This window comes from Bacillus sp. 5B6, assembly GCF_000259405.1.
Classification (GTDB): domain Bacteria; phylum Bacillota; class Bacilli; order Bacillales; family Bacillaceae; genus Bacillus; species Bacillus velezensis.
In genome coordinates, this window is sequence record NZ_AJST01000001.1 from 32,084 (window position 1) to 58,088 (window position 26,005).

Genomic DNA, 26,005 nt, shown 5'->3' on the forward strand with positions numbered 1-26,005 from the left:
TCAGCATAATATGATAGTAAACATGATGCCGGGGCGGCAAAAAATAATTGACCGTCCTTGGCACATGCTGTAAAATCAAGCTTGTTCAGCCTTTGTTTTTCACTTGCAGGAAAGGCGGGATTGTTTGCATCTTTTATAATTACAGCGCCCGAACTAAGCGCCCGAAAAACGGCTTAGTTGACGAGGATGGAGGTTATCGAATTTTCGGCGGATGCCTCCCGGCTGATTCATTTAGATCACAGCCGTAAGGATTTCTTCAAACCGGAGGGGCGACTCTCCGAACAAAGAGAAATCACATGATCTTCCAAAAAAACATGTGGGAGGGGACGATTGAAAGTCCCCTTGTAATTTGACTTTCTTCGTCTCCTTTTGCACCTTTAGGAGGAAGAAAATATGTGTGGAATTGTAGGTTATATCGGTCAGCTTGATGCGAAAGAGATTTTGTTAAAAGGATTAGAGAAGCTTGAGTACCGCGGTTATGACTCTGCCGGTATCGCTGTGGCGAATGAGCAGGGCGTGCATGTGTACAAAGAAAAAGGCCGCATCGCCGACCTTCGTGAAGTGGTGGATCACACGGTTGAATCTCAAGCGGGAATCGGCCATACACGCTGGGCGACTCACGGCGAACCAAGCTTCCTGAACGCTCACCCGCATCAAAGCGCACTCGGCCGCTTTACACTTGTTCACAACGGTGTGATCGAGAACTATGTTCAGCTGAAGCGCGAATATCTTGAAAACGTTGAACTGAAAAGCGACACGGACACTGAAGTAGTCGTTCAAATGATCGAGCAATTTGTGGCGGGAGGACTTAGCACAGAAGAAGCGTTCCGCAAAACACTGACTCTGTTAAAAGGTTCTTACGCAATTGCATTATTTGACGGTGAAAACACAGACACCATTTACGTTGCAAAAAACAAAAGCCCTCTGTTAATCGGTCTTGGAGATACGTTTAACGTCGTGGCATCTGACGCGATGGCTATGCTTCAAGTAACGAATGAATACGTTGAGCTTTTGGACAAAGAAATGGTGATCGTGACAAAAGACGAAGCCGTGATTAAAAACCTTGACGGTGAAGTCATGACACGTGCGTCTTATATCGCTGAGCTTGACGCCAGTGATATCGAAAAAGGCACATACCCTCACTACATGTTAAAAGAAACGGATGAGCAGCCGCTTGTTATGCGCAAAATCATCCAAACGTATCAGGACGAAAACGGCAGACTGGCCGTGGCCGGCGATGTCGCTGACGCCGTGGCGGAAGCGGACCGCATTTATATCGTGGCTTGCGGAACGAGCTACCATGCCGGTCTTGTCGGGAAACAATATATTGAAATGTGGGCAAACGTACCGGTTGAAGTGCATGTAGCGAGTGAATTCTCTTATAACATGCCGCTTCTGTCTAAGAAGCCGCTCTTTATCTTCCTTTCTCAAAGCGGAGAAACAGCGGACAGCCGCGCTGTGCTTGTTCAAGTCAAAGCGCTGGGTCACAAAGCGCTGACGATTACAAACGTTCCGGGATCAACGCTTTCCCGTGAAGCGGATTACACATTGCTTCTGCACGCAGGTCCTGAGATCGCGGTTGCATCAACAAAAGCGTATACGGCTCAGATTGCCGTGCTTGCGATCGTTGCGTCCGTTGCAGCAGAACGCAACGGCGTTGATATCGGTTTTGATTTGGTCAAAGAATTAGGTATTGCGGCAAACGCCATGGAAGCCCTCTGCGACCAGAAGGACGAAATGGAAATGATCGCACGTGAGTACCTGACTGTTTCAAGAAACGCTTTCTTCATCGGCCGCGGCCTTGACTACTTCGTGTGTGTCGAAGGCGCCCTGAAGCTGAAAGAGATTTCTTACATCCAGGCGGAAGGCTTCGCCGGCGGCGAGCTGAAGCATGGAACAATCGCTCTGATTGAAGAAGGAACACCGGTCTTTGCGCTTGCGACACAAGAACATGTCAACCTGAGCATCCGCGGAAACGTGAAGGAAGTCGCGGCCCGCGGCGCCAACACTTGCATCATCTCGCTGAAAGGCTTAGAAGACGCAGACGACAGATTCATCCTGCCGGAAGTCAACCCTGCGCTTGCTCCGTTGGTTTCTGTTGTGCCATTGCAGCTGATCGCTTACTATGCGGCACTGCACCGCGGCTGTGACGTTGATAAACCGCGCAACCTTGCGAAGAGTGTGACTGTGGAGTAATATATTTAACCCCCTTTGGTTATCAGCCGGAGGGGTTTTTTAATGCGGAAATTTAGAAATACATACTCTTTGCGATTGTAAAGAAATCCCCTTTTATATATTGAAAAGGATTAACACCTGCTTTATAATACGAGATGCATTCCGGTTAAAATCCATAAATGTAATCATTAGTAAATTGTTTTGTGCGTGCCTCATCGGAAAGTAATCACCTCCAGTATTTTTCATCATGAATATCCATTATATAAACGTAATCAATCGATTACACATCCACATTATGCTTAAGACTTTAAAATCCCTTTTGTATTTGCCGGCTCCTGATCCATTATGAATTCCTCAACTAGATATAAAAATCACAACATTTTTGCAATAATCCGGTTCAATCCTCAAAAAAAGTCCTGACAGCAATGATAGGAGTGGAATGATGTCAAACCTTTTAGAAATCAGAAACATCAGCAAATCTTTTGGCCATAAAGCTGTTTTAAAGGATGTTACATTCAACGTGCCTGCCGGATCAATTGTCGGTTTTATCGGTGATAACGGCGCAGGCAAGTCAACAACATTTAAAACGATATTAGGATTAATCTCTCAGGATAGAGGTAAAGTGAAAATCTTTGGTAAAGAGAATCTGGATAAACATATAAAGTTCAAAGAAGATATTGGGGTCGTATTTGATGCGATGAATCTTCCTGCGCACCTTACGATAAAGCAGCTGAATCATGTATTTAAGAAACTATTCGGTGCTTGGGACCAAGATCATTTTTACCGGTTGGTTCATTCTTTCTCTTTACCTATGGACAAAAAAGTGAATACATTCTCGCGCGGCATGTCAATGAAGTTATCCGTAGCTGTTGCTTTGTCGCATAATGCAAAATTATTACTCCTGGATGAAGCAACGGGAGGGCTTGATCCCTCTTCAAGAGATGATCTGTTAAATGAATTAAAAAGCTTTGTGAGTAAAAGCAACGGGGGTATTTTACTTTCATCGCACATTATGACTGATGTCGAGAAGATAGCCAGCCATATCATTATTATGAAAGATGGCGAAATTTTATTAAATGAAGAGAAAGATAAGGTTCTTGAAAGCTATACTGTTATAGACGTTGATGAGGGCCGATTGGCTGAGCTTGACGAAGATATCGTTCTAGCAAAAAGGAATCATGGATCTTATTGGAGTGTGCTTGTATCGGATCAACAGAAATTGCCGAATGGCGTAACGGCCAACACCCTTTCCATAGAAGAAATCAGCGTCTTTTTAACGAGGAGTGAAAACATTGAAAGGTCTGTTACTGACTAACTATTACTTGGTTTATCGAAGTTTCTTTGCATACACGGGGTTGGCCATATTGGTATCAGCAGTCATTTTTTATTTTGGGGATGCTTCAATGCATCGTTTTGTTGCAATGCTGATTATTTTGTTTGTCGTTATGCCCGCACTTGAGGTTATAAAGTATGAGAGCAAGTCTGGCTATGACAGGTATGTCCGGACTTTACCGGTCAGCAGAGCAAATATTGTTCAAAGTCACTATGTCTTTTATCTTTTGATTGTTGTGATCGGAGCTGTAATATCTTATGGTATTTTCCTTGTATACAGCCTGGGTTCTGATGAACCAATTGACGGCATATTTAATATTGTCTCTTTTGGAACGTTCATCGTTCTCTTTGCCGGTGCAATCGTTTATCCTCTTCTCTACATGATAGGCCCGGAAAAATCCGATGCTATCGTGATTGGAGGAGCAATGGGGGGACTTTTTGCTACCTTTGGATTACAAAGTGTCGTTGGGGATGCAGCAGAACAAGTACCGCTGTCAATTTTGCACATAAATCCTTCTTTATATGTCCCGATTATATATCTCATGATCGGCGTTATCTTATATATCATTTCATTTTTCATTGCCGCAGCTATATATCATAAAAAAGAATTTTAGCAGCGTGTTTAATGATTTTATGCTGTGACAACAGGATAAGGCATGGCACGGGCTCATTAATTCACTTTAACTCCAAGCAGACAGCCGCCCGCCCAATGGGCGGCTGTTCTTCTAATTAAAACTGCGTTGTCACATCGTACTCATAATCAATCTTTAATTTCACATTTTTCATAGTCGATTTTGCTGTTGCGAGTGTGTTGTATTTAAAATTCCAGATGCTTGAGACTGAGAGGTTATCATCCAGTGTGATATCGTAATTTCCTTGAGTGGAGCTGTTTGCGAGTGCGCGGTGCCACACTTTATTCTCTTCTGACATTATGCAATGTCTTGTGTTTCCTTGGCTTGGTGTTTGAGTCGCGGCGGTGTTGATTCTTTTCACTTTGGCGTCTTTTGGAATGCTTGTTTGTTTGGTTAAGTCGAGCCTGAGAACGGTTGAATCTGATCCATTCGGACTGAGGCTTGTATTTCCTTTATTTTCAGCCGTGCCGGCGCGGATAAATTACAGCTACTGAACAAGAAGCAAGATAGAAATCTTTTAGCCTTTCCACCAGTCGGCGGGATTGGAATAGTGTACAGTGATTTGGCAAAGTTAATCCAAACTCATTCCTTTTATGCACTTGATTTTATTGAAGAAAATAAGAGAATTGAACAATATGTAGAGTTAATTTTAAACACACAGGCTGAAGGGCCATATCTATTATTAGGATACTCTAGAAAAAAGATAATGATTAATTCCTTTTATATAATTGGGAAGACTTTACTGAGAGAGCAGTGCATTATTATAATGGATTCGGGGAACATGGTGAAATGCTTTCAAAGGGTTATTTATCAGGAAATACGGCATTAATTAATAATATATTTAAAAAACAGAAGAACATTCATTACCTTATAAAGGAATATAACATTTAACACAGGAGGGAATTGATTTTCTCTTCCTTCCTGTTTTATTTTTAAATAATCCTTGAGAGCATGGTGAGCTATTTTTATAAGAAGGTGAGAAATTGGATAATATATATAAATTGCTGATTATAGAAGACGATAAGGATATGGCTAAGGCGTTACAAAATTTACTTGTTAAATGGAATTTTGAAACTGTTATATGCGGAGATTTTGATAATATTTTGTCAATATATGAAAAAGAAGAGCCTCACATCATATTATTGGACATCAATATTCCTTCATTTGATGGTTTTTATTGGTGTAAGAAAATAAGAGAAGTTTCAAGTGTCCCAATTATTTTTTGCTCGTCTAGAAACAGTAATATGGATATTGTCATGGCTATTAACAATGGCGGGGATGATTATATTCAAAAACCATTTGACAGCCATGTATTGGTGGCGAAATTACAAGCAATTATAAGGAGAACTTATGAGTACATAACAGCAGAATCTCATCTAATCGAATCTAATAATGTGATATTAAACCTTAACGATGCAAAAATATACTTCCAAGATCAGAGTTTAGAGCTTACAAAGAATGAATTTAAAATTCTAAAAACGTTAATGGAAAACAAAGGGAAAGTTGTTTCGCGGGATAATTTAATGAGACAGCTTTGGAATGATGATATTTACGTAAACGAAAATACGTTGACAGTAAATATAAATAGATTAAGGAATAGATTAGAGGGGATTAATGTTGATGACTTTATTTTAACAAAAAAAGGAATGGGATATATAATTCAATGAAATTAATTGATTATGTGAAAAATCATATATTATGGATTTTATGCAGTGCACTTATTCTGGTTGTAATCAATGGGATTTTGTTTGCGAGTACCTCTATTCATCAAAGTTATATAGACATTTTTTATATGGATTTGTTGATTGTCTTTATTCTACTGATCAACATTTTCTATGGATTCATCAAGGCAAAAAAGAAATACGAAGTTGTGTTTAATAGTTCTATCGAAACTTTAGAAAAAAACAAAGTTAGAAATGATTATTTTATAGATATGCTTATAAAAGTCTCCAAAAAGCAACAAAATAAATTTTTGAAAGCAGAAGAAGATTATAAAAACGGTATTAACGAAATTCAAGACTATACTACTCAATGGGTTCATGACATAAAAGTTAATATAGCTGTGTGTGAACTGCTACTGGATGAGATCAACTCAGAAAGCAGCAGAGAGCTGCGTAATCAAATTGAACAAATTAAATTTAGGATTAATCACATTTTACATGTGACAAGAGCTAATCACTACGATCAAGACATTTTAGCGGGAGTAGTAGATGTATGTCATATTTTAAGAAGTGCAATAAAAGAAAATGCTCTTTTTTTTATTAATAAAAACATTGAGATTGAGACTAATTTAAAACCATTTAGTGTTATCAGTGATGAACGTTGGATCTATTATATTTTTGGTCAAGTTCTTAATAATAGCAGTAAATATACACCTGAGGGGGGAACGCTGACTATTACAACTAAAGAAGAGAAACAAGCCTATTATATAATGATTAAAGATAATGGAATTGGCATTTCAAAAGAGGGTTTATCTAGGATATTCGATAAAGGCTTTACAGGTAAAAATGGTAAGATAGGAACGAAATCTACAGGGATGGGTTTATATTATGCTAAAAAAATGGCTGATAGACTAAGTATAGGAATTGAGGTAGACAGCGTAGAGGGTGAATATACTGAATTTCACATTATATTTTATAAACTATCCGATTATTATAAAGTGGCAAATGAGGCAATAAATAATTAGTTAAAAACAGGGGGTAATCTAATGAGAAGAAAAGCTAAAATATTTTGTATTCCATTTGCAGTGGGTCATCGATAGTTTATTCTAAGTGAAAAAAATTCATGGATCCACTTGTTGAGGTAAATGAAGTAGAGTTGGCTGGCAGAGGAAGAAGATTGAAAGACCCTCAATAGACAATATGGAAGAAATGGTTGAGGATATATATAATTATTAAGAATAATATAACTGAACCTTTTGCTATTTTCGAACATAGTATGGGTGGATGCTTACATATGGGCTTTGTCACAAATTTCGAAATGAAGGAAATAATGCCCGCGTGCATATTTGTCTCCGTAGAAAAGCTCCTCAATTGAAGGGAAGAAAACAAATAATACACAGCTTGCCAAAAAATGAATTTATTTCTGAGATTTTAAAATTAGATGGTACAGATAATAATATTTTTAGAACAAGGAGTTAGAAGATATTTTCTTGCCGATTTTGAGAACTGAGTTTAAGTCAATAGAAACCCATGAATTTACTCCTGAAAACAATTTACCAAATTCCGATTTTTCTGTTTTTTTATGGAGTAGACGATAAGACTGTTGATTTTGAAGAATTATTTTTTTTTGGAGAAAAGTAACCCGATTGGGATGTTGGATTTTTGCATTAATAGCTGAGATTTCTTATAAATGAATATACCGAACAGGAGTAAAAAAATCAATGAGACGTTAAATAAATTAAAAAATAATGAATCAGAAAGTAACAGTGTTTAGTTATTATGAGTTGATTAAAGTCATCAATTCGTTGGGTATAATTCTGTCTGCATTTTTACCAGTATATTTTGAAAAAAAGGAACAAACAGACCAATCACTTAGTAAGTAAAACTGATTGGTGATATAAGGTAAAAATCAATCCGCCTTTTATATAAGGAGCGGTGCCGCTTCTTATATCTGCTTAAAAACCTCACATACTGATTATCCATGGTTTTGTACAAAAGTCCTCTAACCCATCACCCCAACCTAACATGAATGTCACATTCACTTTTAGAAATGTAACCTAAATCGATAGCAGCGTTTTTTGCTCTAAATTATAATACAACTATAAGAATCAATGTCCTACACATGATCAGATTTTATGGGGGTTTATAGATGAATAAGATCGTAGAGGTATCAAATGTAATAAAGGAGTATGGTGAAATTGGCAGTACCTTTCGAGCGCTTAAAGAGGTAAGCTTAAATATCAACAAAGGTGAATTTGTTGGGATAATGGGCCCTTCAGGCTCAGGTAAGACAACATTGTTAAATATTATGTCCACTATTGACAAAGCTACTTTAGGAGAAGTTTTAATCGATGGTAAAAGAATAGATTATTACAAGGATGAGGACCTTGCAAAATTCAGGAGAGACACAATCGGATTTGTCTTCCAAGCTTTTAATTTATTAGACAATATGACAATTAGAGATAACATTGCTCTGCCTCTTGCACTAAACAATGTAAAACACAAAATCATCCTAAAAAAAATTGATGAACTAACTGAGCTCTTAGGAATTTCAAATCAGTTAGATAAGTATCCATATGAATTGTCAGGCGGTCAAAAGCAAAGAGTAGCTATTTGTCGTGCGTTAATTACCTCTCCAAAGGTTATTTTTGCAGACGAACCAACAGGGGCCCTTGACTCTAAGTCATCCTCAGAGGTTCTAGAATGTTTTAAAAATATTAACAAAACCATAGGAACAACCATCATCATGGTAACCCATGATGCAAACGCAGCAAGTTATTGTAATAGGGTTATGTTCTTAAAGGACGGTAAATTACACGGAAGACTAGACAGCAGCGGAGATAAAAAGGAATTATTTAAGAAAGTGTTAAACATGCTTGCCGTAATGGGAGGATCGGAAAATGAACTCCTTTAAAATTGCGTTTAAGCTTTTGAAGAACAATTTAAAAATATATGGATTATATTTTGTGGTTTTAGTTGTAACTGTGGCAACTTACTACAATTTTACTGCTATACAGTACAATGAAGTGTTTGTCCAATTAACTGAAAGATTTCAATCAGCTGTAGTGGCAAGTGCAACATCTGGCTTTGTTCTAATTTGCACAGTGGTCTTTTTTATGTGGCATGCCAATGGATTCTTTTTAAAGCAACGTCAAAAAGAAACCGGGTTATACATGCTAATGGGAATAAGTACGTCTAAAATTGGAAGAGTATTCGCAATTGAAAGTATTCTAATAGGCAGTTTGTCTCTATTAATGGGTTTATTGATCGGGATATTATTCTCGAAATTGTTCTTAATGTTATTAAGTAAGTCCATGACACTGGGTGGTGAAATTCCTTTTAGTATATCTGCACAAGCCATCATTCAGCTTATTATTGTGTTCGGGATCATCTTTGTAATGCTGGGAATGAAAAACTATAGAGTTGTGAAAAAAACACAACTAATTAATATGTTGAATGCTTCGAAAGCAAAGCCCTCACCTCCAAAATATAATTATACAAAGGGTTTTACAGGTTTAGTATTAATTGCTGCAGGCTATATAGTTGCACTAAACTTTAAGCAATGGGATTTGGATTTATTGCTTTCTGCGATGGGAATCTTGATCTTGGTCAGCACGGGGACTTATCTGTTTTTTGGAAGTTCTCTGACTATAATTTTAGGGAAGTTAACAAATTCAAAAAAAATTATTTATAAAGATGTAAGGTTAGTCAGTATAAGCAATACTTTCTTTAGACAAAAAGTTAATTATAGAAGTTTAGCGATGACGGCTATTTTAACAGCAGCTACCGTAACTGCATTCAATGTAAGCATTTCGTTCAAACAGTTTGAAGCAAATTATGACATCACAGCCTCCCCATACAGTTTAAGTTTTGAAAGCAATTCTGAAGATGTCAAAGATAAAGTCAAAGAAGTGATTCGAGAGTCAAAGCATGACTTAATCGGAATCAATAAGATTCACTTTTTTATTGGTAATGTCCAATACGACGATAATAAGCAAAATATTGATCCGAATAACAAAGCTATTATCACTAGTTACTCACAAATAAAGAAAACATTAATATTTTTGGATTATAGTAACAAATCGAGTATTTTGAATCAAATTAAACCAGAAACTCATGAAATTTCTTTTATTCTAAATGCTGATTCAATAGCTTCACCTATTTATGTTGATGGTAATAAAGTGAGCATTAATAATAATAATTTCCTAGTTTCTAAACATACACAGCTTCCTTTTACAGGGAAAATTAAAAAATATGGTGACAAAAACATTTATGTTTTAAATGACAATGATTATAAAGAATTAAGAAAGAAAAACCAAGAGATTGTATTAAATGGTGTGCGAATTACAGATGAAAAAGAAAGTAGGGAAGTGGTTAATAGAATCAAGGAAGTTGTACCAGGTGGAGATTTGAATGTAAATGGAAAGAATCAAAGCTTTACATGGGAGTATTATGCTTTAGGTCAATTTTTCTTTTTAGGCCTGATTATGTCCCTGGTATTCATACTAGCGACCTTTAGTACAATTTACTTTAAAATTTTAAGTGATGCATTCACTGATAGGAAACAATATTCAATGTTGAAAAAAATTGGTATGAGTAAAAAGGAAGTGCAGAGGTCTGTCTATCTGCAAGTTGGAATTGCATTTTTGCTGCCTGTGATTGTGGGGGCCCTTCATAGCATTGTAGCAATGAATATGCTGGAACAGATTATGAATGTAAAATTCACCATTCCAATTCTATGCGGCATCGGATTATTTGTTCTTATAATGGTTGCTTTTTATATAGGACTCTGTAAAAACTATACCAAATTGGTATATGAAGAGCAGTAAAAAAATGAGAAGGATTGTCCAGTAAATTTATAAAGAGAGAGGAGATTTCATATGTCATGGTTAACTAAATGGTCCTTTGCTAATAAAGCTGCTATTACGTTAACATCCATTATTATAATAGCCTGGGGAGTAGTCAGTTATCTTCGTATATTAGTGAAGAAATCAGAGTCGGTCAATCTTGTTTCACAAAGCTTAGCAGTTGTTGTTATTGGAGGTTTGGCAGTAGCAACCATGCTTACCTTAATAGTGATACCATGCGTATATGAAATATTTAATTTTAAAAAATCAAAAATGCAAAGGCTTGAAAAAACATTGAAAGATGATATAACAATTTAAATAAAATTTATTGATGTTTTTGGAACAGGGATCAGAACACTTTTCGAAGTCAGCTGTCGGTGATATGACCGGCGGCTAGTTATTTAGTTAGACGTCTATAAGAAAGCGCTGCAGCACGATCCTTTGTTGAAACATACGGCGGCAGAAGCGGCTGCCCATTACGGACAGGCGCTCACGAAGCTTGCGAGAACGGGTTATGATGCCATTCCTGATTTGGTGCTGTCCATTGAGTATAAAAACGGATCTCTGCGTGATGTCGGCCAAAGCAGGCAATACGGATCTGGGGATACAGATTGGCTTTCTGAATGGAAACGGGAGCTGGGTGTGCGTATATAAAATGAGAAAAAAGCTGACGAATGATGCCGTCAGCTTTCTATATGTCTTTTCTTAAAACTCCTCATACTCCGCCGGGTCTTGGCCGTTTATGCGTCCGTCGGGGCGGGTAAGCGAATCGATAAGTTTCATGTCGTTTTCATCAAGGGAGAAATCAAAAACAGAGATGTTTTCAAGCTGGCGCTCGGGCGATGCTGACTTTGGAATCGGGATGGCGCCCAGCTGGATATGCCAGCGTAAAATGACTTGAGAAATGGTTTTGCCGTATTTGTCCGCAATCCGTCCGAGTTTTTGATCGTTCAATACTTCGCCGGCGCGGGATAACGGACTCCATGATTCTGTCACGATGCCCTGTTCTTCGTGCCATTGGCGCTGCTGCTGCTGATTAAAAGCGGGATGCAGTTCTATTTGGTTGATGCCTGGCTTTACGCCGGTTTCACGTTCGAGCCGTTCGATATGCTCAGGCAGGAAATTGCAGACGCCGATGGATCGGATCAGACCCCATTTTTTCGCATCAATCAGTGCCTGCCATGCTTCCGTGTAGCGATCTTGTTTCGGGTTCGGCCAATGGACGAGATACAGGTCATAGTAGTCAAGACCGGCGCGGTATAAAGATTCTTGGATGGTTTGTACAGCTTTGTCATAGTCATGGTAGCGCCCGGGCAGCTTGGACGTCACGTATAGCTGTTCTCTCGGAACAGAGCTTCTGCGGATGGCTTCTCCGACCGATCCTTCATTTTCATAGTTATAAGCGGTGTCAATCAGACGGTAGCCGATATCAATGGCGCTGGTAATGGCATGAACGCCATTGTTTCCGTTAAGAGCGTATGTACCGAAGCCGATCGCGGGAATGCTTGTCCCATCCAGCAGTTTCTTTTGCGGAATTGCTCCAGTCATCATTAAATCCCTCCTTGTTTTCTACTTTACCATTATTCTTACAAATGAAACATAATAATGGAAGGAAATGAGATGATCCGCACATGAAAAAAGCTGACGGAGAACCGCCAGCTTTAAATTTGAAACATCCATGCTACAACGGGGCCGAAGACCGATCCTAACACGGCGCAGAGCGTCATGGAAACAGAACTCATGGAGACCGTTAATTCTCCGTACTCCATTGCTTTTGAGGTGCCGAGCGCATGGGAAGCGCTCCCGAATGCAATTCCTTTCCCGAGTGAGCTGCGGATGCGGATCCACTTGAGAAGCAGCGGTCCTAAGATAACGCCGGAAAACCCTGCGATCATGACGAACACGACAGTCATGGAAGGGACACCGCCGATACCGGACGCAATCTGTATGGCGACAGGCGTCGTAATTGATTTTGGGATAATTGACAAAATCAAACTCCGGCTGATGCCGAACAGCTCTGCAAATAGCAGGCCGCTGACCATTCCGGAGAATAAACCGGCCAACACGCCGCCGATGATCGGAAACATATACTTGATTAACACCCGGCGCTGCTTATAAAGCGGGTATGCCAAAGCCACCACGGCGGGGCCGAGCAGTGAATTGATCCATTGTCCGCCGATCATATAGTCTTTATACGAAATATGAAAAACAAGCAGCACGGCGATAATGAAAATCGTAGTCGTCAAAACCGGTATGAGAAAGGGATATGGAAAGCGCACATATAATTTCACCATAGCCAGATAGGCGGCGGCCGTGAACAAAATTATAAGGATTGCGATACATGCTTGCTGCACTTCTTTTTCTCCTTTCTCTGATTGGCTTTGTGCTCTAACAGCTGGCTGGCGTACCCTGCGGCGATCATTGTGACGATGGTGCTCAGCACGATGATCAGAAACAGAGCAGCCCCGCTGGCGGAAAACAGTGACGGGTAATTGATGACGCCCGTCATGGCCGGAATGAATAACAGCGGAAGAAAAGACAGCAAAAATCCGGCTCCGTCTTCAATCATTTTGACGGGAATGATCTTAACCGATAAACATATGATCAGCAGGATCAAACCGATGATACTTCCGGGAATGGGCAGGTGAAAGAACTGCTGAACGGCTCCCCCGATAAAGGAAAATGCGAATAAAATAATGATTTGCAAGATGATGCGTATGACTTTCACGACAATGCTGTTCTTTGGAGAAGAGCAGCTTCCCCCTTTCTTGATGCTTCGATATGTTTCTTTACTTTTTGCGCATATATTTGTACTATACAAATATATGTATGCAAAATCTTTCTATATGTTTTCTGAGTAAATGTGCATATGTTTGTATTATACAACTAATATTGCTGTTGTCAATTGTAAGGAGTGAGGCTGTTGTCAAAACAAGATCCGATTGAATTAATTGAATATGAGCTCACCACTTTTATCAGGAGAGCTGTTTATCTTGATAACTCCGACCGTAAAATCGGACATCTGGAAAGGGCTGCGTATTTGTTATTACGGCAGCTGGATGAATTCGGACCGGCGCGTGTAAAGGAATTAGCCGAATCTTTTAAGCTGGATATTTCCACATTGTCACGCCAGGCCGCGGCCTTGGAGTCGAAAGAGCTGATCCAGCGTTTTTCCGATCCTTCTGACGGGCGGGTCAGTCTGTTTGCGATTACGAAGCTTGGCAAACAGAGGTTAAAAGCTGATAAAAAGATGCGTCTTGAGCGGTATCATCGTATGCTTGACGATTGGTCAGGCGATGAAAAAGAAATGTTCGGCCGGCTTTTGCTGCGGCTGAATGAGGCGTTTATCGATTAATGCATGATTTTTGCCGGGTTAAGCAGGATTATGGCGTATACAAGGGAGAATGGAAGAGAGTAAGGCTTTACGCCATTCTGCTTAGCAAAAATAATATTGAATAGGGGGCGGAACATGTTTCTCCAGGGACATCCTGTTTCTCGGAGGCTGCGGCATTTATTATCTCAATATTCATAATTAAACAAAAATGAAAGCGCTTTATTTTCAGTCTGTTGGTTTAGGGTGCAAGGTGTTTACCTGAAAAAAACAATTGTATTTTCCACAGAAATTTATTATGATGGAATAAGGAAATTGGAGATTAAATAACAATAGAAAGATAGAATATTTCTAATATTGCGGGAAATGAAGAGTGAGTTAGGTTCAACAGGTGCACCTTCTGCTTCATTATTTCACATATATCAGAGCTGTTAAGAGGAGGAAGCGAAGTGGCAAACAAAGAATTAAAGAGAGGCTTAAGCGCGCGTCATATACAGATGATTGCGCTGGGCGGCACGATCGGTGTCGGTTTATTCATGGGGTCATCCAGCACGATCGGATGGACAGGGCCGTCTGTCCTGCTGGCTTATGCGATCTCAGGTATCTTTATTTTTTTTATCATGCGTGCGATGGGCGAAATGCTCTATGTAGAGCCGAGTACAGGGTCGTTTGCGACATTCGGCCATAAGTATATACATCCGTTAGCCGGCTATATGACGGCGTGGAGCAACTGGTTTCAATGGGTGATCGTCGGGATGTCTGAAATTATCGCCGTCGGTTCGTATATGAAATATTGGTTTCCTGATCTGCCGGCATGGATTCCCGGCATTATCGCCATGGCCATTCTCGGTGCGGCGAATTTAATTTCGGTAAAATCTTTCGGTGAGTTTGAATTTTGGTTTGCCATGATCAAAATCGTCACCATTATTCTGATGATCGTGGCCGGAATCGGGATTATTTTCTTCGGTTTCGGTAACGGAGGGCATGCGATCGGATTATCTAATTTATGGTCGCACGGCGGTTTCTTTACGAATGGTTTTTCAGGATTTTTCTTTGCTTTGTCTTTGGTCGTTGCGGCCTATCAAGGGGTCGAGCTGATCGGGATTACGGCAGGAGAAGCGAAGGACCCGCAAAAAACGCTGCGAAGCGCGATTCAGAGTATTATTTGGCGGATTTTAATTTTCTACATCGGTGCGATTTTCGTAATCGTTACCGTATATCCGTGGAATGAGCTTCACTCACTCGGCAGTCCGTTTGTTTCGACATTTGCGAAAGTCGGGATTACGGCGGCGGCCGGTTTGATTAACTTTGTTGTGATTACCGCTGCGATGTCCGGATGCAACAGCGGGATATTCAGTGCGGGACGCATGCTTTATACATTGGGCGTGAACGGACAGGCCCCGAAATTCTTTAAGAAAGTTTCTTCGAGCGGTGTGCCGATATTCGGTACGCTTGCGGTATTAATCGGACTTGTGATCGGTGTCGTGCTGAACTACATCGCGCCTCCGAAAATTTTTGTCTATGTGTACAGCGCGAGTGTGCTGCCGGGAATGATTCCGTGGTTCGTCATTTTAATCAGCCATCTCGGTTTCAGAAGAGCGAAGGGCGCTGAGCTTGATAAGCATCCGTTTAAGATGCCTTTTGCGCCGTTTACAAACTATTTGACGATCGCTTTCTTACTCATGGTATTGATCGGCATGTGGTTTAACAAAGATACGCGGATTTCTTTGGTTGTCGGGGTGATTTTCCTGGCGATTGTGACGGTCAGCTATTATGCGTTCGGTATCGGCAAGCGCGTGCCTGGTGAAAAATCGAAAATAGAAGACGCTGTATAATTCAAAAAGACACCTCTCTTACAGGGGTGTCTTTTTCGGCTTGTCCGCGAGTGGTATACTGGTTAAAAAAAGCAGAACCGGGGGAAACATCGATGAGTCATTACCGTACGTTATTATTTGATATAGACAATACGCTGCTGGATTTTACCGCTTCAGAAAACGATGCTCTTCAAAAATTGTTTCAAGGTTCAAAGCTGGACCTGACGGCAGAGGTGGAAGCCCGTTATAAAGCGTTAAATCAAGGGCTGTGGAAGGCGTTTGAAGAGGGGGAAATGACCCGCGATGAAGTGGTGAATACACGATTTGCCCTTTTGTTTAAAGAATACGGCCTCGAAGCCGACGGCGTGCTGATGAATCAGGCGTACCGCCAATACTTAGAAGAAGGGCACCAGATGATAGACGGAGCTTATGAGCTGATTGAACGGCTGAGTCCTTTATTTGATTTATACATCGTGACGAACGGCGTCTCAAGATCACAATATAAGCGGCTGGGCGACTCCGGTCTGTATCCGTTCTTTAAAGATGTGTTTGTATCTGAGGACACGGGTTTTCAAAAGCCGATGAAGGAATACTTTGATTACGTGTTTGCGAGAATTCCCGGTTTTTCTGCCGAGGGCGGACTTATTATCGGCGATTCACTGAGCGCGGACATAAAAGGCGGCCAGATGGCGGGAATGGATACGTGCTGGTTTAATCCCGGAAAGAAAGCAAATGAGTCCGGAATCATCCCGACATACGAGATTCATTCGCTTGATGAGCTGTATGATGTGCTGAACGTGGAGCGGAAAGCCGCCGCTCATTTGTAAGGAGAATACGATGAAGATTGCACATACGAAGTTACTGATCAGGGGTTTTGCATTACTATCAATCTTTCATGCGATTCTTCAGCTTCCTCCCGGCCGGGGGGAGCTGAAGGTTTTTTTGTCTGTGCTCGTGATTATGCTGACGGCTAATGACTGCCTGCGGCCGCTGTATATGAAGAGAAGGCCGGCTGTATATCAAGGCTCTTTTCTCCTGAGCAACGTTATCGCGGGAGTTCTTTTGTACAATGTCTATAGTGTGGGGGCACAGGCCGTAATGGTGCTTTTATTGGCGGAGGTGCTTATTACTGATAAGGAGATTTCGGCTGTTTTGTTAACGATGAATGCCGCCGCATTTGCCGCAGCTTTATACGCCGGCGGAGCGGGTGTCAGTGATATCGTGCCGCCATACTTCATCATGTTTGCGGTGATTTATTTATATCGGAAAAACCTGCAGGAGAAGTCGAAGGTTGAATTGCTGAACCGAGAGCTGAAGATCGCTAATGATACACTGAAGGAATATTCAGACCGGATTGAGGAACTGGCCGTTACGAAAGAAAGAACAAGAATTGCGCAGGAGCTGCATGATTCTCTCGGTCATTATCTGGCTGCTCTGAAAATGAATTTGGAATTTGCCGGGAAGACAGCCGGGCATCAGCCGGACAAAGTGAAGCAGATCATTCATAAGGCGCATGATCTTACGAAAGAATCCATTTTAAAGCTTCGCCAGGCCGTTATGCTGCTGCAGGGCTCTTTGCCGGGGCGGGGATTTGAGCAAGAGCTCCGTGACATTTTCAGCCATTTTCAAGAGGCGGGAGGCATACGCTTCAAGCTGGAGATGGACGCGGCGATAGAAGCGGAACAGCCGGATGTGAAGCATTGTCTTTATCAATCCGTTCAGGAAACGATTACGAATGCGATAAAGCATGGACATCCTTCATATGTTTCTGTCCGGATTCAAAAAAACCGAAACATGATATTGGCGCATATTCATAATAACGGCTCAGCCTGCGGAACGATCATAAAATCAAATGGTCTGAAAGGAATTGAGAAAAGAGCAGCCGCACTTGGCGGAGAGGCTGTTTTCTCGTCTGGGAAGGAAACGGGTTTTGACGTGAAAATAAGGATTCCATGCAAGGAGGAATAATCAAGTGAATGTCATGATTGCAGACGACCAGTCCATTGTGAGAGAGGGGCTGAAAATGATTCTGAGTCTTCACGAAGGAATTCAAATATCGGGAGAGGCTTCTTGCGGCGAAGAGGTTCTCCGGCTGCTTTCTCAAACCGAAACCGATGTGATTTTGATGGATATCAGAATGCCCGGTATGGACGGAATCGAAACGACAAAAGCGGTAAAAGCGCGATATCCTTCCGTAAAAGTCATCATTCTGACAACGTTTGAAGATGATCACTATATTTTTGCCGGGCTGAAAAGCGGAGCCGACGGCTATCTCTTGAAGGATGCTGATTCAGATGAAATTATCGCCTCCCTTCAAGCCGTTTATGAAGGGAAGATGATGCTGAATCCCAAAATCACGGTTTCCGTCGTAAAAGCGCTGAACAATATGGAGATCCCTGCTGTGCAGGAAGAGCCGCAGTCAAAGCTGACGGAGATTCTCACACCGAGAGAGCTTGATGTGGCGAAACACATTATGGAAGGCAAAAGCAATAAACGCATTGCCGCAGACTTATTTCTGACTGAAGGCACTGTGAAAAACTATGTATCCAGAATCCTCGATAAACTTGAAGTGTCAAACAGAACCGAGCTTACCTTATATTTACAAAAATTTCTATAACCCCGCTTCACCCTCCTCTCTCCCTTTTTATCACTAAACATATGACGAAAGTAATACCCATATCGAGTACGAAAGTGAATAGAAAACAAGGATTGCCGAGAGTAGAATAAGTGCAGACATGACACAAGGAGTGCTGCACGAATGCTCGAATTAACGGATTTGACAAAGAAGTACGGCGATTTTACCGCTGTCAATCATATATCACTGCGCGTCGAAAAAGGAGAGATATTCGGTCTGCTGGGACCAAACGGCGCCGGTAAATCAACAACGGTGTCGATGATCAGCACCGTGCTCCCGCCGACGGGCGGAACAATCTGCATTGACGGAACCTCATTACAGGAGCAGCCTGCGGCCATAAAAAAAGTGATGGGAGTCGTCCCACAGGAAATCGCTTTATATCAAGCGTTAAGCGCAAAGGATAATTTGGCTTTTTTCGGGAGTCTGTACGGACTTTCCGGTAAGGAACTTTGTAAACGGGTTGATGAAGTGCTGGACATCATCGAATTACAGGAACAGCGAAATCAAAGGATATCTGAGTTTTCAGGCGGCATGAAAAGACGGGTGAATATCGGGGCGGCGCTAATGAATGAACCGAAACTATTCATTTTAGATGAACCGACCGTCGGAATTGATCCGCAATCCAGACACCATATTCTTGAAACCGTGAAGACGTTAAATCAAGAAAAAGGGATGACCGTTATCTACACGAGTCATTACATGGAAGAGGTCGAATACCTCTGTGAAAAAGCGGCGATCATGGATCACGGCTCAATCATTGCCTGCGGGACGAAAGACGAATTGAAGCAGTCAGCCAAAGCCTCTGATACCCTGACCGTGAATGCAGAGGGGATGAATGATGATGCCGTTAAAAAAATCCGCCGCATTCCCGGTGTTGCCGAGGCTGCTGTCAGCCAGCAGACCATTACGATGCTCGTCTCTGCGGCAGATCGCAATATCCTTGATATTGCGGATGATATCAGGAAAACCGGTATCACCATTAAGGGCATTCATTTCGAGGAAGCCAATCTGGAAAGCATTTTCCTCCGGCTCACCGGCAAAACGCTGCGGGATTCATAGGGAAGTCATGAAAATATTATTCAGGCTGATCTTATTAGATTTTCGGTTATTGGCCGGAGCAAAGTCTTTCTATATAAAACTGATTCTGTTTCCGGCACTGATGATTTTTATTTTAGGAACGGTTTTTCACGGCGATTCGAAAGTGAAGCCATTTCAGACCTCGTTTTATAATGCGGATCACGCGGAGAGTTCTTTGGGCGACGTATTAAAGAATGATGTGCTGAAACAAACTGATCTCATCCGTGTAAAAGACATAGGCAGTTACCAAGAAGGGAAACAGCTTGTCGAAAGCGGCAAAGTCTCCGTTTTTGTATACGTACCGAAAGGCTTTGCAAAAGCGGCAGAACACAATGAAAAAACAAGTATCAAAGTCATCTCGGACCAACAAGGCTCTGTAAACGGAGACATTGTGGAAATGATGGCCGATTCGTTTGTCACTAGAGTAAAAGCGGAGATCAGTGAAGAAAAAGCGGTGCTGAAGAAGTCGGGACATCTGTCAAAGGGAGATGTCAGCAAAATCATCAGCGGCCTTTCGGGTGAGCGTGGACAGGCTGTCACCATTCCGAAACAGTCGGCTGGCAATCACGCGGCCCCGATTGATGCGATGCAGTATTATTCAATCGCAATGGTCGTCATGTTCTCCATTATGACCGCGTTTGCGCTCATTCACGGGATAGTGGAAGAGAGACAGCAGCACACGTTATTCAGAATCAAATCAATGCCTGTTTTACGTATCCAGTATGTGGCGGGGAAGCTTTTGGGAATCATGCTTGCCATCCTTATGCAAATGGCTGCCGTCATCATCGCAAGCAGCATCTTGTATCAGGTAAAATGGGGCAATTTGTTTGAAATATTGCTGGTTACGATTGTTTATTCATTTGCGATCGGCAGTATCGTGCTTCTTTGGGGGTTTACTGCAAAAAACCACGAGACCGTCTCAAGCATGGCGGCTCCCATTTTATACGGATTCAGTTTTTTAGGCGGAAGCTTTATCGCAAAAGACGGCTTGCCTGACAGTTTGAAAATCGTGCAGGAGCTGATACCGAACGGCAAAGCGATCAACAGCTATGTCAGTGTCACGCAGCATGCCGGTCTGAGCGGTATTGCGGCGGATTTGGCAGAGCTTGCCGCCATCGGAGTCGTGTTTTTATGTTTGACCATCTGGGTGTTTAAACGGAAGGAGGCTGTTTCATGACGCAGCTGTTATTCATGATCAGACATCAGCTGAAACTGATGCTGCAAAATCGGGCTGCCATCTTTGCGACGATTTCCGCCCCGCTCCTTCTCACATATTTCTTTTCCTTTTCTGCGGATGGCAGTCAGCAGAAGGAAGTATATGTAGCTGATGAGGATCAGAGCGCCTATTCAGCGCAATTTATGAAAATGATTCAGACAGCCGGCCATATAAAAGTCACGAAGGTCACGGAGGACGTATTAAAAACAAAGGTTAATCATCAGGATATATCCTTTGGATTGCTGATCGGCTCTCATTTTGAAGAGAAATTATTTTCCGGAAATGAATTGAACGTTTCATTTATTCAGAATGAAGAAAAGGGTGATGCTGTTTTGACAGAGCAGCTGATTGCGCAGCAGGCGGGCGCGCTGAAAAAAATAGTCCGCGATGCAAAAGTGATATCCCGCACGCTGCACACCGACGGGAAGCAGGCGGCAGCTGATCTCTTGAAGGATATTCAGGGGCATTCCGCCGTCAATGTTGACCGCCATCACGTTTATGAAGGCGGACAGGCAGCCGACAGACTTATCGGATTTTTAGTGATGTTTATCTGGTTCGTTGCAATCCAAAGCCTGCGATCATTTATAGATGAACAAGAAAATCATACATATGACAGATTGCTGAGCACACCCGTTTCCTATACGGCATATGCAATCTCTAAGTTTGCGGCGGCGTATCTTTTCGGACTTCTCCATATTATCGTGATCCTCGCTGCCGGAACATTCATGCTGCATATCCGTTTTGCTGATCATGTTTTTGCTGCGGGAGCTGTGCTTGCGGCCTGCTCGTTTGCGCTGACTGCTGTAACGATGGCCGTGATACCGTTCATGAAGAGCCAAAAGCAATTCACGTCGCTTGCTTCCGTTTTTATAGCTGTCACGGGTTTATTGGGAGGGGCTTTCTTCACATTAGACGCAGCTCCGGAGTACATGCGGATGCTGTCGTTGTTTACCCCTGAAAAATGGGCGATCGGCGCATTTCAAAACAATGGCGGAGGCAGCATGCAGATAGTGCCGCTGAGCCTGTTTCTTGCCGCCGGTGCAGCGTCATTGGTCTTATCACTTTATATGATAAGCCGTCATATGAAAAAAAACGGTTAGAAGGGTGGCTGCTTTGTATATGGCAGAAATGATCGGAATCATAGAATTGCTCGCGGGAGCCGCAATGAACGTATGGATCGGGAGGCTCGGAAAAACCTTTTTCGGTAAAGATGACAGAAGTTCGAGAGTCGTGTTAAGAATCTGCGGCATCTTTCTCATGATCAACGGCGTTTCCAGAGCGTTTCATATCTAGTTCACAAAGTGTTCCGGACTCTTTTATAAAATGTAATCTTTTTCCTTGTAAATCGTGTAAAATAGTATAGGATTCTACGAAAAGAATAAGAGGGGGAAGAAACATGAAAAAGAGACTCGTTATGCTATTCGCGGCGGCCGTTGCTGTTTTGTTGCTTGTGAGCGGGTTGTGGGCTCCATCAGCGTCTGCGGCGCCGGCTCCTGCTTTAACACAAATCCGTATTATCGGTGTGACGTCTGACGGTCAGAGTTACCAATGGGAAAATATCGGGCCGAACCAAATCAGCGCATCAAAACCGATGAAGGGTACAACGGGTTATTTAGCCGTATATTTCCAAGGGTATCCGAACAATAACACGATCCAGGCGTTTAACAACGGAACGAATATTACAAATCTTACGTCAAAAGCGCTGGAAGATGAATATACGAAAAACGGCAATATCGTTACAGGCTATATTAAATATTACAGTGTTCCTCTTTCTTATGTCAGTTCAGGAACGTTCTCTTTCTCCGCAACGGGGCTGAACGGGCCGTACACACCGTTAAGCAGCGGATTTTTCTCCATTCAGGTACAGAGTTAAAACAGCCGCCCGGTGCTTTCATGTATAGTTTTTCTCTCTTTCCGGGAAGCTATTCCTATAGAAAAGGGAGGGCTTACATGATGGACAGGACACTCGGATATTTGCGCGAGTCGCTTTCGAACCACTTGGAGCATGACGTGTGCCGGGGGATTTATAAAAAGCTTCAGGTGAAGCATTATGCAAATGAGGGCGAGTTTGTGAAAGATCTAAATGATTTGGAAATGGATGCGCTGAATCAGGTGCTTGAAAAGGAAATCAAATATGCTGAGAACGAGCAGGATGAGAAGCGCACGATGGAATTGAATGAAGTATATGAGCTCCTGTTTTAAAAAGCCTCCCGGCGGTCGGGAGGCTTTTTATTGTTTCGGAAACAGTTTACAGTATCATCCAACCCTTAGTATAATGGATAGTTGTGAAAAACACAGACGGAGGAGAAACATGAACGAAATAAAAAAACAGACGGTTCTTGAGTTGTCATCGGTTGAAAAAGCTTTGGTTTTTCTGGTGCCGCCATTATTGGGGCTGGTCATCGGATGGTTTCTGCCGGTCATTGCGAAATGGACCGTAACATTGGATTGGCTGCCTGTTATCGGGCCGCTGGAAATGATCGCTTCTTTTCACGGATGGAAGGCTGCGGCTGTCATCGCCGTTATCGGCTTAATCGGGGGAATGTGGCTGACGCGGACTGTTTTTAAAGAATGTCTTACGGCGGTCGTGACGGACAGCGAGGTGTCCTTAACCATATATAATGAAGAAAGCGTGTTTTCGAAAGACAGCATTTCCGGTGTGTTTACGGATGAAAAGCATCTTGTCTTATTGGGGACTGAAGGGCAGGAGCTTTTTCGGGAGAAGCTTGAGCCGGCGGTTGAAAAAGCGGCTGATGCGTTTCGCGCGCATGGGTATGTCTGGCTGGGGACGGAAGATCCTTTTAAAGAGGAATATAAGCGGTGGGTGCCGGACACTCCGGATTTGGAGCCGGGGGCTAATGCTCTTTTAAAAGCGAGAGAAAAGGCGCTGAAAGAGGAAGAAAAGGCTGACGCGAAAGAGCTGAAAGCGGAAATAACCAAGCTGGGCATTACCGTTCGGGATAAAGGCTCGCGCCAATATTGGCGGTTCTATCAAACGCCGTCTGCATAAAAAAAGCTGCCGCCGTTTGATACGGCCGGGCAGCCCGGAAACAGATTATTTCTTCTTGTCATCATAATATTGAACCGGGTACATGGAGCCTTCGGATACCATTTTGTTATCTTCAATATCTTCGGGATGCGGGTTGCCTGCTTTGTTGACGGGGAATGATTCAATATCCTGCTTCCCGGAGAGCGATGTTTTCATATTGCGGATAAAGTTCATCACCTTTTGGCGGTTTGATTTATCTTTGAGCAGGTAGGAAGTCACTCCGACAGTCGACACGGCAAGTCCTGAAATGAGCAGTTTTTGTTTCACGATAAAAACTCCTTTCTATTTCTGGCTTGCAGTAGTTATTCCCGCTTGACGGCTGTTTAAACATCTGAAGGGTAATTTTGGCTTTCCGCTTTAATGCGATAAAGATTGACAAAACTATTTTCAGAATAATATTATAAATATATGATAGCGTTGGAGTCATATTTTAATTGAAAGGTGTTAACTTTATGAATCAATTACATCGCAGAATGGGAACGTTTGCACTCATGATGGTCGGACTTGGGTCGATGATTGGCTCCGGCTGGTTATTCGGAGCGTGGCGGGCGGCTCAGATTGCGGGACCTGCCGCAATTATTTCCTGGATTATCGGTATGATCGTTATTTTATTTATCGCACTTTCTTACAGTGAATTGGGTTCAATGTTCCCGGAAGCCGGGGGAATGGTAAAATATACTCAATATTCTCATGGATCATTTATTGGATTTATCGCAGGATGGGCAAACTGGATCGCGATTGTTTCCGTTATTCCGGTGGAAGCGGTTGCGTCTGTTCAATATATGAGCTCATGGCCGTGGGAATGGGCAAAATGGACAAGCAATCTCGTTCACAACGGCACTCTTACGGGAGAGGGGCTCGGCTTCGCATCCGTATTACTGATTATTTACTTTTTACTGAATTATTGGACAGTTAACTTATTTTCAAAAGCGAATTCATTGATTACCATCTTTAAAATTATTATTCCGGGGCTGACAATCGGAGCGCTGCTGTTTACCGGTTTTCACGGCGGAAACTTCACATCCGGTTCAAGCATTGCGCCGAACGGCTGGGCGAGCGTGCTGACGGCGGTGGCCACATCAGGTATCGTATTTGCGTTTAACGGGTTTCAAAGTCCGATTAACATGGCCGGAGAAGCAAAAAATCCCGGCAAATCGATTCCGATTGCGGTTGTCGGTTCGCTGCTGGTCGCAACCGTCATTTACGTCCTATTGCAAATCGCATTTATCGGTGCGGTTGAACCTTCCATGATCGTTCACGGCTGGAGTCACCTGAACTTTAACTCTCCATTTGCCGATTTGGCGATCGCATTGAATATCAACTGGCTTGTCATTATTCTTTATGCGGATGCGTTCGTATCTCCGTCAGGAACGGGTATCACTTATACCGCTACGACGTCACGCATGATTTACGGCATGGAAAAAAATAAATATATGCCGAGCATTTTCGGAAAACTTCATCCGCTGTACGGCGTGCCGCGCCAAGCGATGATTTTCAACCTGATCGTATCGTTTATCTTTCTGTTTTTATTCAGAGGATGGGGCGTGCTTGCTGAAATCATTTCCGTTGCGACGCTGATTTCTTATATCACGGGTCCCGTGACGGTGATGACGCTGCGGCGGACGGCGGGGGATTTATACCGGCCTCTCCGTCTGAAAGGCCTCAGCGTGGTTGCGCCGCTCGGCTTCGTATTCGCGTCTCTCGTGCTGTATTGGGCGCGCTGGCCGTTAACAGGGCAGGTGCTGTTTATCATTTTGATCGGCCTTCCGATTTATTTCTACTACCAAGCGAAAGCGAAGTGGAAAGGATTCCGCAGAAACTTTAAAGGCGGCGTCTGGATGGTTTTCTATCTGCTCAGCATGATGGTCATTTCATGGCTCGGAAGTGAAAAATTCGGCGGTCTGAACATCATTCCGTACGGCTGGGATATGGGGCTGATCGCAATCGTTGCCCTTGCCTTCTATGCGTGGGCGCTGAAGAGCGGCTTCAAGACTGAGTATTTGAAAGACGCCAAAGCAATCAATGATCAATTAAAAGGCGGACAGGCGGAAGCTGCTGCCGGAAAAGAATAGTGATTGATAAAAACCTTGCGGTAACGTTCCCGCAAGGTTTTTTTGATCGGGCAAAAAAATCGATACAGACGTGACGATGAATGAGCAAGCCTAACGACAGGCAACCAAGGCCAGTATTCTTTTTTTCTCATGATTTCTCCGCCTTATCAATAACTGTCTTCCAT

The 26,005-nt window shown here is 42.5% G+C and carries 26 protein-coding genes and 2 pseudogenes; 23 read left to right on the forward strand and 5 right to left on the reverse strand.

The features are described from left to right. The first annotated feature begins 393 nt into the window (after positions 1 to 393). The 3 genes from glmS (at position 394) to MY7_RS00170 (ending at position 4,121) form a co-directional block, all read left to right on the forward strand. The gene (glmS, locus tag MY7_RS00160; protein ID WP_007609074.1) at positions 394 to 2,196 is read left to right on the forward strand and encodes a glutamine--fructose-6-phosphate transaminase (isomerizing); all 1,803 of its coding nucleotides are present in this window, start codon (positions 394 to 396) and stop codon (positions 2,194 to 2,196) included. A gap of 421 nt (positions 2,197 to 2,617) precedes the next feature. Then, positions 2,618 to 3,490, forward strand: a complete 873-nt coding sequence (locus MY7_RS00165; protein ID WP_029326108.1) for an ABC transporter ATP-binding protein — start codon at positions 2,618 to 2,620, stop codon at positions 3,488 to 3,490. Then, the gene (locus MY7_RS00170) at positions 3,468 to 4,121 is read left to right on the forward strand and encodes an ABC-2 transporter permease (protein ID WP_007609076.1); all 654 of its coding nucleotides are present in this window, start codon (positions 3,468 to 3,470) and stop codon (positions 4,119 to 4,121) included. Before MY7_RS00165 ends, MY7_RS00170 begins: the two co-directional genes overlap by 23 nt. Before the next feature lie 115 nt (positions 4,122 to 4,236). On the opposite strand, the pseudogene MY7_RS00175 reads toward MY7_RS00170, so the two are convergent. After that, positions 4,237 to 4,611 (reverse strand): annotated as a pseudogene (locus MY7_RS00175) (hypothetical protein); the annotation flags it as partial. A gap of 18 nt (positions 4,612 to 4,629) precedes the next feature. Between MY7_RS00175 and MY7_RS20085 the strand changes: the two are divergent. From MY7_RS20085 to MY7_RS00210, 7 genes and pseudogenes are all read left to right on the forward strand, one after another. After that, on the forward strand, positions 4,630 to 4,968 hold the full coding sequence (locus MY7_RS20085) for a thioesterase domain-containing protein (RefSeq protein WP_354267257.1): 339 nt from the start codon (positions 4,630 to 4,632) through the stop codon (positions 4,966 to 4,968). 154 nt (positions 4,969 to 5,122) lie between these two features. After that, the gene (locus tag MY7_RS00185) at positions 5,123 to 5,806 is read left to right on the forward strand and encodes a response regulator transcription factor (protein ID WP_007609089.1); all 684 of its coding nucleotides are present in this window, start codon (positions 5,123 to 5,125) and stop codon (positions 5,804 to 5,806) included. Continuing rightward, positions 5,803 to 6,825 (forward strand): ATP-binding protein, encoded by a 1,023-nt coding sequence (locus tag MY7_RS00190; protein ID WP_007609090.1) that lies wholly within the window; start codon positions 5,803 to 5,805, stop codon positions 6,823 to 6,825. The genes MY7_RS00185 and MY7_RS00190 overlap by 4 nt, the downstream gene beginning before the upstream one ends. A 1,124-nt stretch (positions 6,826 to 7,949) precedes the next feature. Continuing rightward, positions 7,950 to 8,714 (forward strand): ABC transporter ATP-binding protein, encoded by a 765-nt coding sequence (locus MY7_RS00195; RefSeq protein ID WP_007408973.1) that lies wholly within the window; start codon positions 7,950 to 7,952, stop codon positions 8,712 to 8,714. Then, complete coding sequence (locus tag MY7_RS00200) at positions 8,701 to 10,629, forward strand: FtsX-like permease family protein (protein ID WP_007609093.1); 1,929 nt, start codon at positions 8,701 to 8,703, stop codon at positions 10,627 to 10,629. The genes MY7_RS00195 and MY7_RS00200 overlap by 14 nt, the downstream gene beginning before the upstream one ends. 51 nt (positions 10,630 to 10,680) lie before the next feature. Next, entirely contained in the window at positions 10,681 to 10,965 is a 285-nt protein-coding gene (locus MY7_RS00205) for a hypothetical protein (protein ID WP_007609094.1), read from the forward strand. A gap of 87 nt (positions 10,966 to 11,052) precedes the next feature. Continuing rightward, a pseudogene (locus MY7_RS00210) lies at positions 11,053 to 11,301 on the forward strand (DUF4885 family protein); the annotation flags it as partial. Between the two features lie 51 nt (positions 11,302 to 11,352). Here MY7_RS00210 and MY7_RS00215 read toward each other — a convergent pair. The 3 genes from MY7_RS00215 to MY7_RS00225 all read right to left on the reverse strand — a co-directional run bounded on the left by MY7_RS00215 (position 11,353) and on the right by MY7_RS00225 (position 13,375). Beyond that, entirely contained in the window at positions 11,353 to 12,198 is an 846-nt protein-coding gene (locus MY7_RS00215) for an aldo/keto reductase (RefSeq protein WP_007609098.1), read from the reverse strand. 110 nt (positions 12,199 to 12,308) lie between these two features. After that, complete coding sequence (locus MY7_RS00220; protein WP_007408978.1) at positions 12,309 to 13,001, reverse strand: LrgB family protein; 693 nt, start codon at positions 12,999 to 13,001, stop codon at positions 12,309 to 12,311. After that, positions 12,971 to 13,375, reverse strand: a complete 405-nt coding sequence (locus tag MY7_RS00225) for a CidA/LrgA family holin-like protein (RefSeq protein ID WP_003156751.1) — start codon at positions 13,373 to 13,375, stop codon at positions 12,971 to 12,973. The genes MY7_RS00220 and MY7_RS00225 overlap by 31 nt, the downstream gene beginning before the upstream one ends. Positions 13,376 to 13,570: 195 nt before the next feature. Here MY7_RS00225 and MY7_RS00230 point away from each other — a divergent pair, with 195 nt between their 5' ends. From MY7_RS00230 to MY7_RS00285, 12 genes are all read left to right on the forward strand, one after another. Further along, positions 13,571 to 14,002, forward strand: a complete 432-nt coding sequence (locus tag MY7_RS00230) for a MarR family winged helix-turn-helix transcriptional regulator (RefSeq protein ID WP_003156749.1) — start codon at positions 13,571 to 13,573, stop codon at positions 14,000 to 14,002. Between the two features lie 425 nt (positions 14,003 to 14,427). After that, entirely contained in the window at positions 14,428 to 15,813 is a 1,386-nt protein-coding gene (locus MY7_RS00235; RefSeq protein ID WP_007609103.1) for an amino acid permease, read from the forward strand. Positions 15,814 to 15,905: 92 nt separating this feature from the next. Then, entirely contained in the window at positions 15,906 to 16,619 is a 714-nt protein-coding gene (locus tag MY7_RS00240; protein WP_007609105.1) for a YjjG family noncanonical pyrimidine nucleotidase, read from the forward strand. A 10-nt stretch (positions 16,620 to 16,629) separates the two neighbouring features. After that, on the forward strand, positions 16,630 to 17,760 hold the full coding sequence (locus tag MY7_RS00245; protein WP_007609107.1) for a sensor histidine kinase: 1,131 nt from the start codon (positions 16,630 to 16,632) through the stop codon (positions 17,758 to 17,760). 4 nt (positions 17,761 to 17,764) lie between these two features. Beyond that, positions 17,765 to 18,409 (forward strand): response regulator, encoded by a 645-nt coding sequence (locus MY7_RS00250; RefSeq protein ID WP_007609110.1) that lies wholly within the window; start codon positions 17,765 to 17,767, stop codon positions 18,407 to 18,409. Positions 18,410 to 18,550: 141 nt separating this feature from the next. Continuing rightward, the gene (locus MY7_RS00255) at positions 18,551 to 19,486 is read left to right on the forward strand and encodes an ABC transporter ATP-binding protein (RefSeq protein WP_007609112.1); all 936 of its coding nucleotides are present in this window, start codon (positions 18,551 to 18,553) and stop codon (positions 19,484 to 19,486) included. Between the two features lie 7 nt (positions 19,487 to 19,493). Further along, positions 19,494 to 20,681, forward strand: a complete 1,188-nt coding sequence (locus MY7_RS00260) for an ABC transporter permease (RefSeq protein WP_007609114.1) — start codon at positions 19,494 to 19,496, stop codon at positions 20,679 to 20,681. Further along, positions 20,678 to 21,820 carry an ABC transporter permease gene (locus MY7_RS00265; RefSeq protein WP_007609116.1) on the forward strand — a complete coding sequence of 381 codons (1,143 nt, stop codon included), beginning with the start codon at positions 20,678 to 20,680 and terminating at the stop codon, positions 21,818 to 21,820. The genes MY7_RS00260 and MY7_RS00265 overlap by 4 nt, the downstream gene beginning before the upstream one ends. Before the next feature lie 13 nt (positions 21,821 to 21,833). After that, positions 21,834 to 22,013 (forward strand): hypothetical protein, encoded by a 180-nt coding sequence (locus MY7_RS00270; protein WP_011996242.1) that lies wholly within the window; start codon positions 21,834 to 21,836, stop codon positions 22,011 to 22,013. 103 nt (positions 22,014 to 22,116) lie between these two features. Continuing rightward, the gene (locus tag MY7_RS00275) at positions 22,117 to 22,593 is read left to right on the forward strand and encodes a DUF4879 domain-containing protein (RefSeq protein ID WP_007609120.1); all 477 of its coding nucleotides are present in this window, start codon (positions 22,117 to 22,119) and stop codon (positions 22,591 to 22,593) included. Positions 22,594 to 22,673: 80 nt separating this feature from the next. Then, positions 22,674 to 22,922: a sigma-G-dependent sporulation-specific acid-soluble spore protein CsgA gene (locus MY7_RS00280; protein ID WP_007408989.1), complete on the forward strand. Its 249-nt coding sequence runs from the start codon at positions 22,674 to 22,676 to the stop codon at positions 22,920 to 22,922. Positions 22,923 to 23,031: 109 nt separating this feature from the next. Then, a complete protein-coding gene (locus MY7_RS00285) occupies positions 23,032 to 23,730 on the forward strand; it encodes a YqeB family protein (RefSeq protein WP_007609123.1) in 699 nt (232 codons plus the stop codon). 45 nt (positions 23,731 to 23,775) lie between these two features. Here the strand turns inward: MY7_RS00285 and MY7_RS00290 are convergent, their stop codons facing one another. Then, positions 23,776 to 24,036, reverse strand: a complete 261-nt coding sequence (locus MY7_RS00290; RefSeq protein ID WP_003156732.1) for a hypothetical protein — start codon at positions 24,034 to 24,036, stop codon at positions 23,776 to 23,778. A 185-nt stretch (positions 24,037 to 24,221) separates the two neighbouring features. Between MY7_RS00290 and MY7_RS00295 the strand changes: the two genes are divergently transcribed. Further along, a complete protein-coding gene (locus tag MY7_RS00295; protein WP_007609126.1) occupies positions 24,222 to 25,841 on the forward strand; it encodes an APC family permease in 1,620 nt (539 codons plus the stop codon). The last annotated feature ends 164 nt before the right edge of the window (positions 25,842 to 26,005 follow it).

Bases quoted from the DNA above. Each gene is read 5' to 3' on its own strand.
- MY7_RS00260 (WP_007609114.1), top strand. From the start codon at position 19,494: ATGAAAATATTATTCAGGCTGATCTTATTAGATTTTCGGTTATTGGCC.
- MY7_RS00190 (WP_007609090.1), top strand. From the start codon at position 5,803: ATGAAATTAATTGATTATGTGAAAAATCATATATTATGGATTTTATGC.
- MY7_RS00205 (WP_007609094.1), top strand. From the start codon at position 10,681: ATGTCATGGTTAACTAAATGGTCCTTTGCTAATAAAGCTGCTATTACG.
- MY7_RS00200 (WP_007609093.1), top strand. From the start codon at position 8,701: ATGAACTCCTTTAAAATTGCGTTTAAGCTTTTGAAGAACAATTTAAAA.
- MY7_RS00195 (WP_007408973.1), top strand. From the start codon at position 7,950: ATGAATAAGATCGTAGAGGTATCAAATGTAATAAAGGAGTATGGTGAA.
- MY7_RS00240 (WP_007609105.1), top strand. From the start codon at position 15,906: ATGAGTCATTACCGTACGTTATTATTTGATATAGACAATACGCTGCTG.
- glmS (WP_007609074.1), top strand. From the start codon at position 394: ATGTGTGGAATTGTAGGTTATATCGGTCAGCTTGATGCGAAAGAGATT.
- MY7_RS00245 (WP_007609107.1), top strand. From the start codon at position 16,630: ATGAAGATTGCACATACGAAGTTACTGATCAGGGGTTTTGCATTACTA.
- MY7_RS00265 (WP_007609116.1), top strand. From the start codon at position 20,678: ATGACGCAGCTGTTATTCATGATCAGACATCAGCTGAAACTGATGCTG.
- MY7_RS00165 (WP_029326108.1), top strand. From the start codon at position 2,618: ATGTCAAACCTTTTAGAAATCAGAAACATCAGCAAATCTTTTGGCCAT.
- MY7_RS00255 (WP_007609112.1), top strand. From the start codon at position 18,551: ATGCTCGAATTAACGGATTTGACAAAGAAGTACGGCGATTTTACCGCT.
- MY7_RS00285 (WP_007609123.1), top strand. From the start codon at position 23,032: ATGAACGAAATAAAAAAACAGACGGTTCTTGAGTTGTCATCGGTTGAA.
- MY7_RS00275 (WP_007609120.1), top strand. From the start codon at position 22,117: ATGAAAAAGAGACTCGTTATGCTATTCGCGGCGGCCGTTGCTGTTTTG.
- MY7_RS00280 (WP_007408989.1), top strand. From the start codon at position 22,674: ATGGACAGGACACTCGGATATTTGCGCGAGTCGCTTTCGAACCACTTG.
- MY7_RS00295 (WP_007609126.1), top strand. From the start codon at position 24,222: ATGAATCAATTACATCGCAGAATGGGAACGTTTGCACTCATGATGGTC.
- MY7_RS00215 (WP_007609098.1), bottom strand. From the start codon at position 12,198: ATGATGACTGGAGCAATTCCGCAAAAGAAACTGCTGGATGGGACAAGC.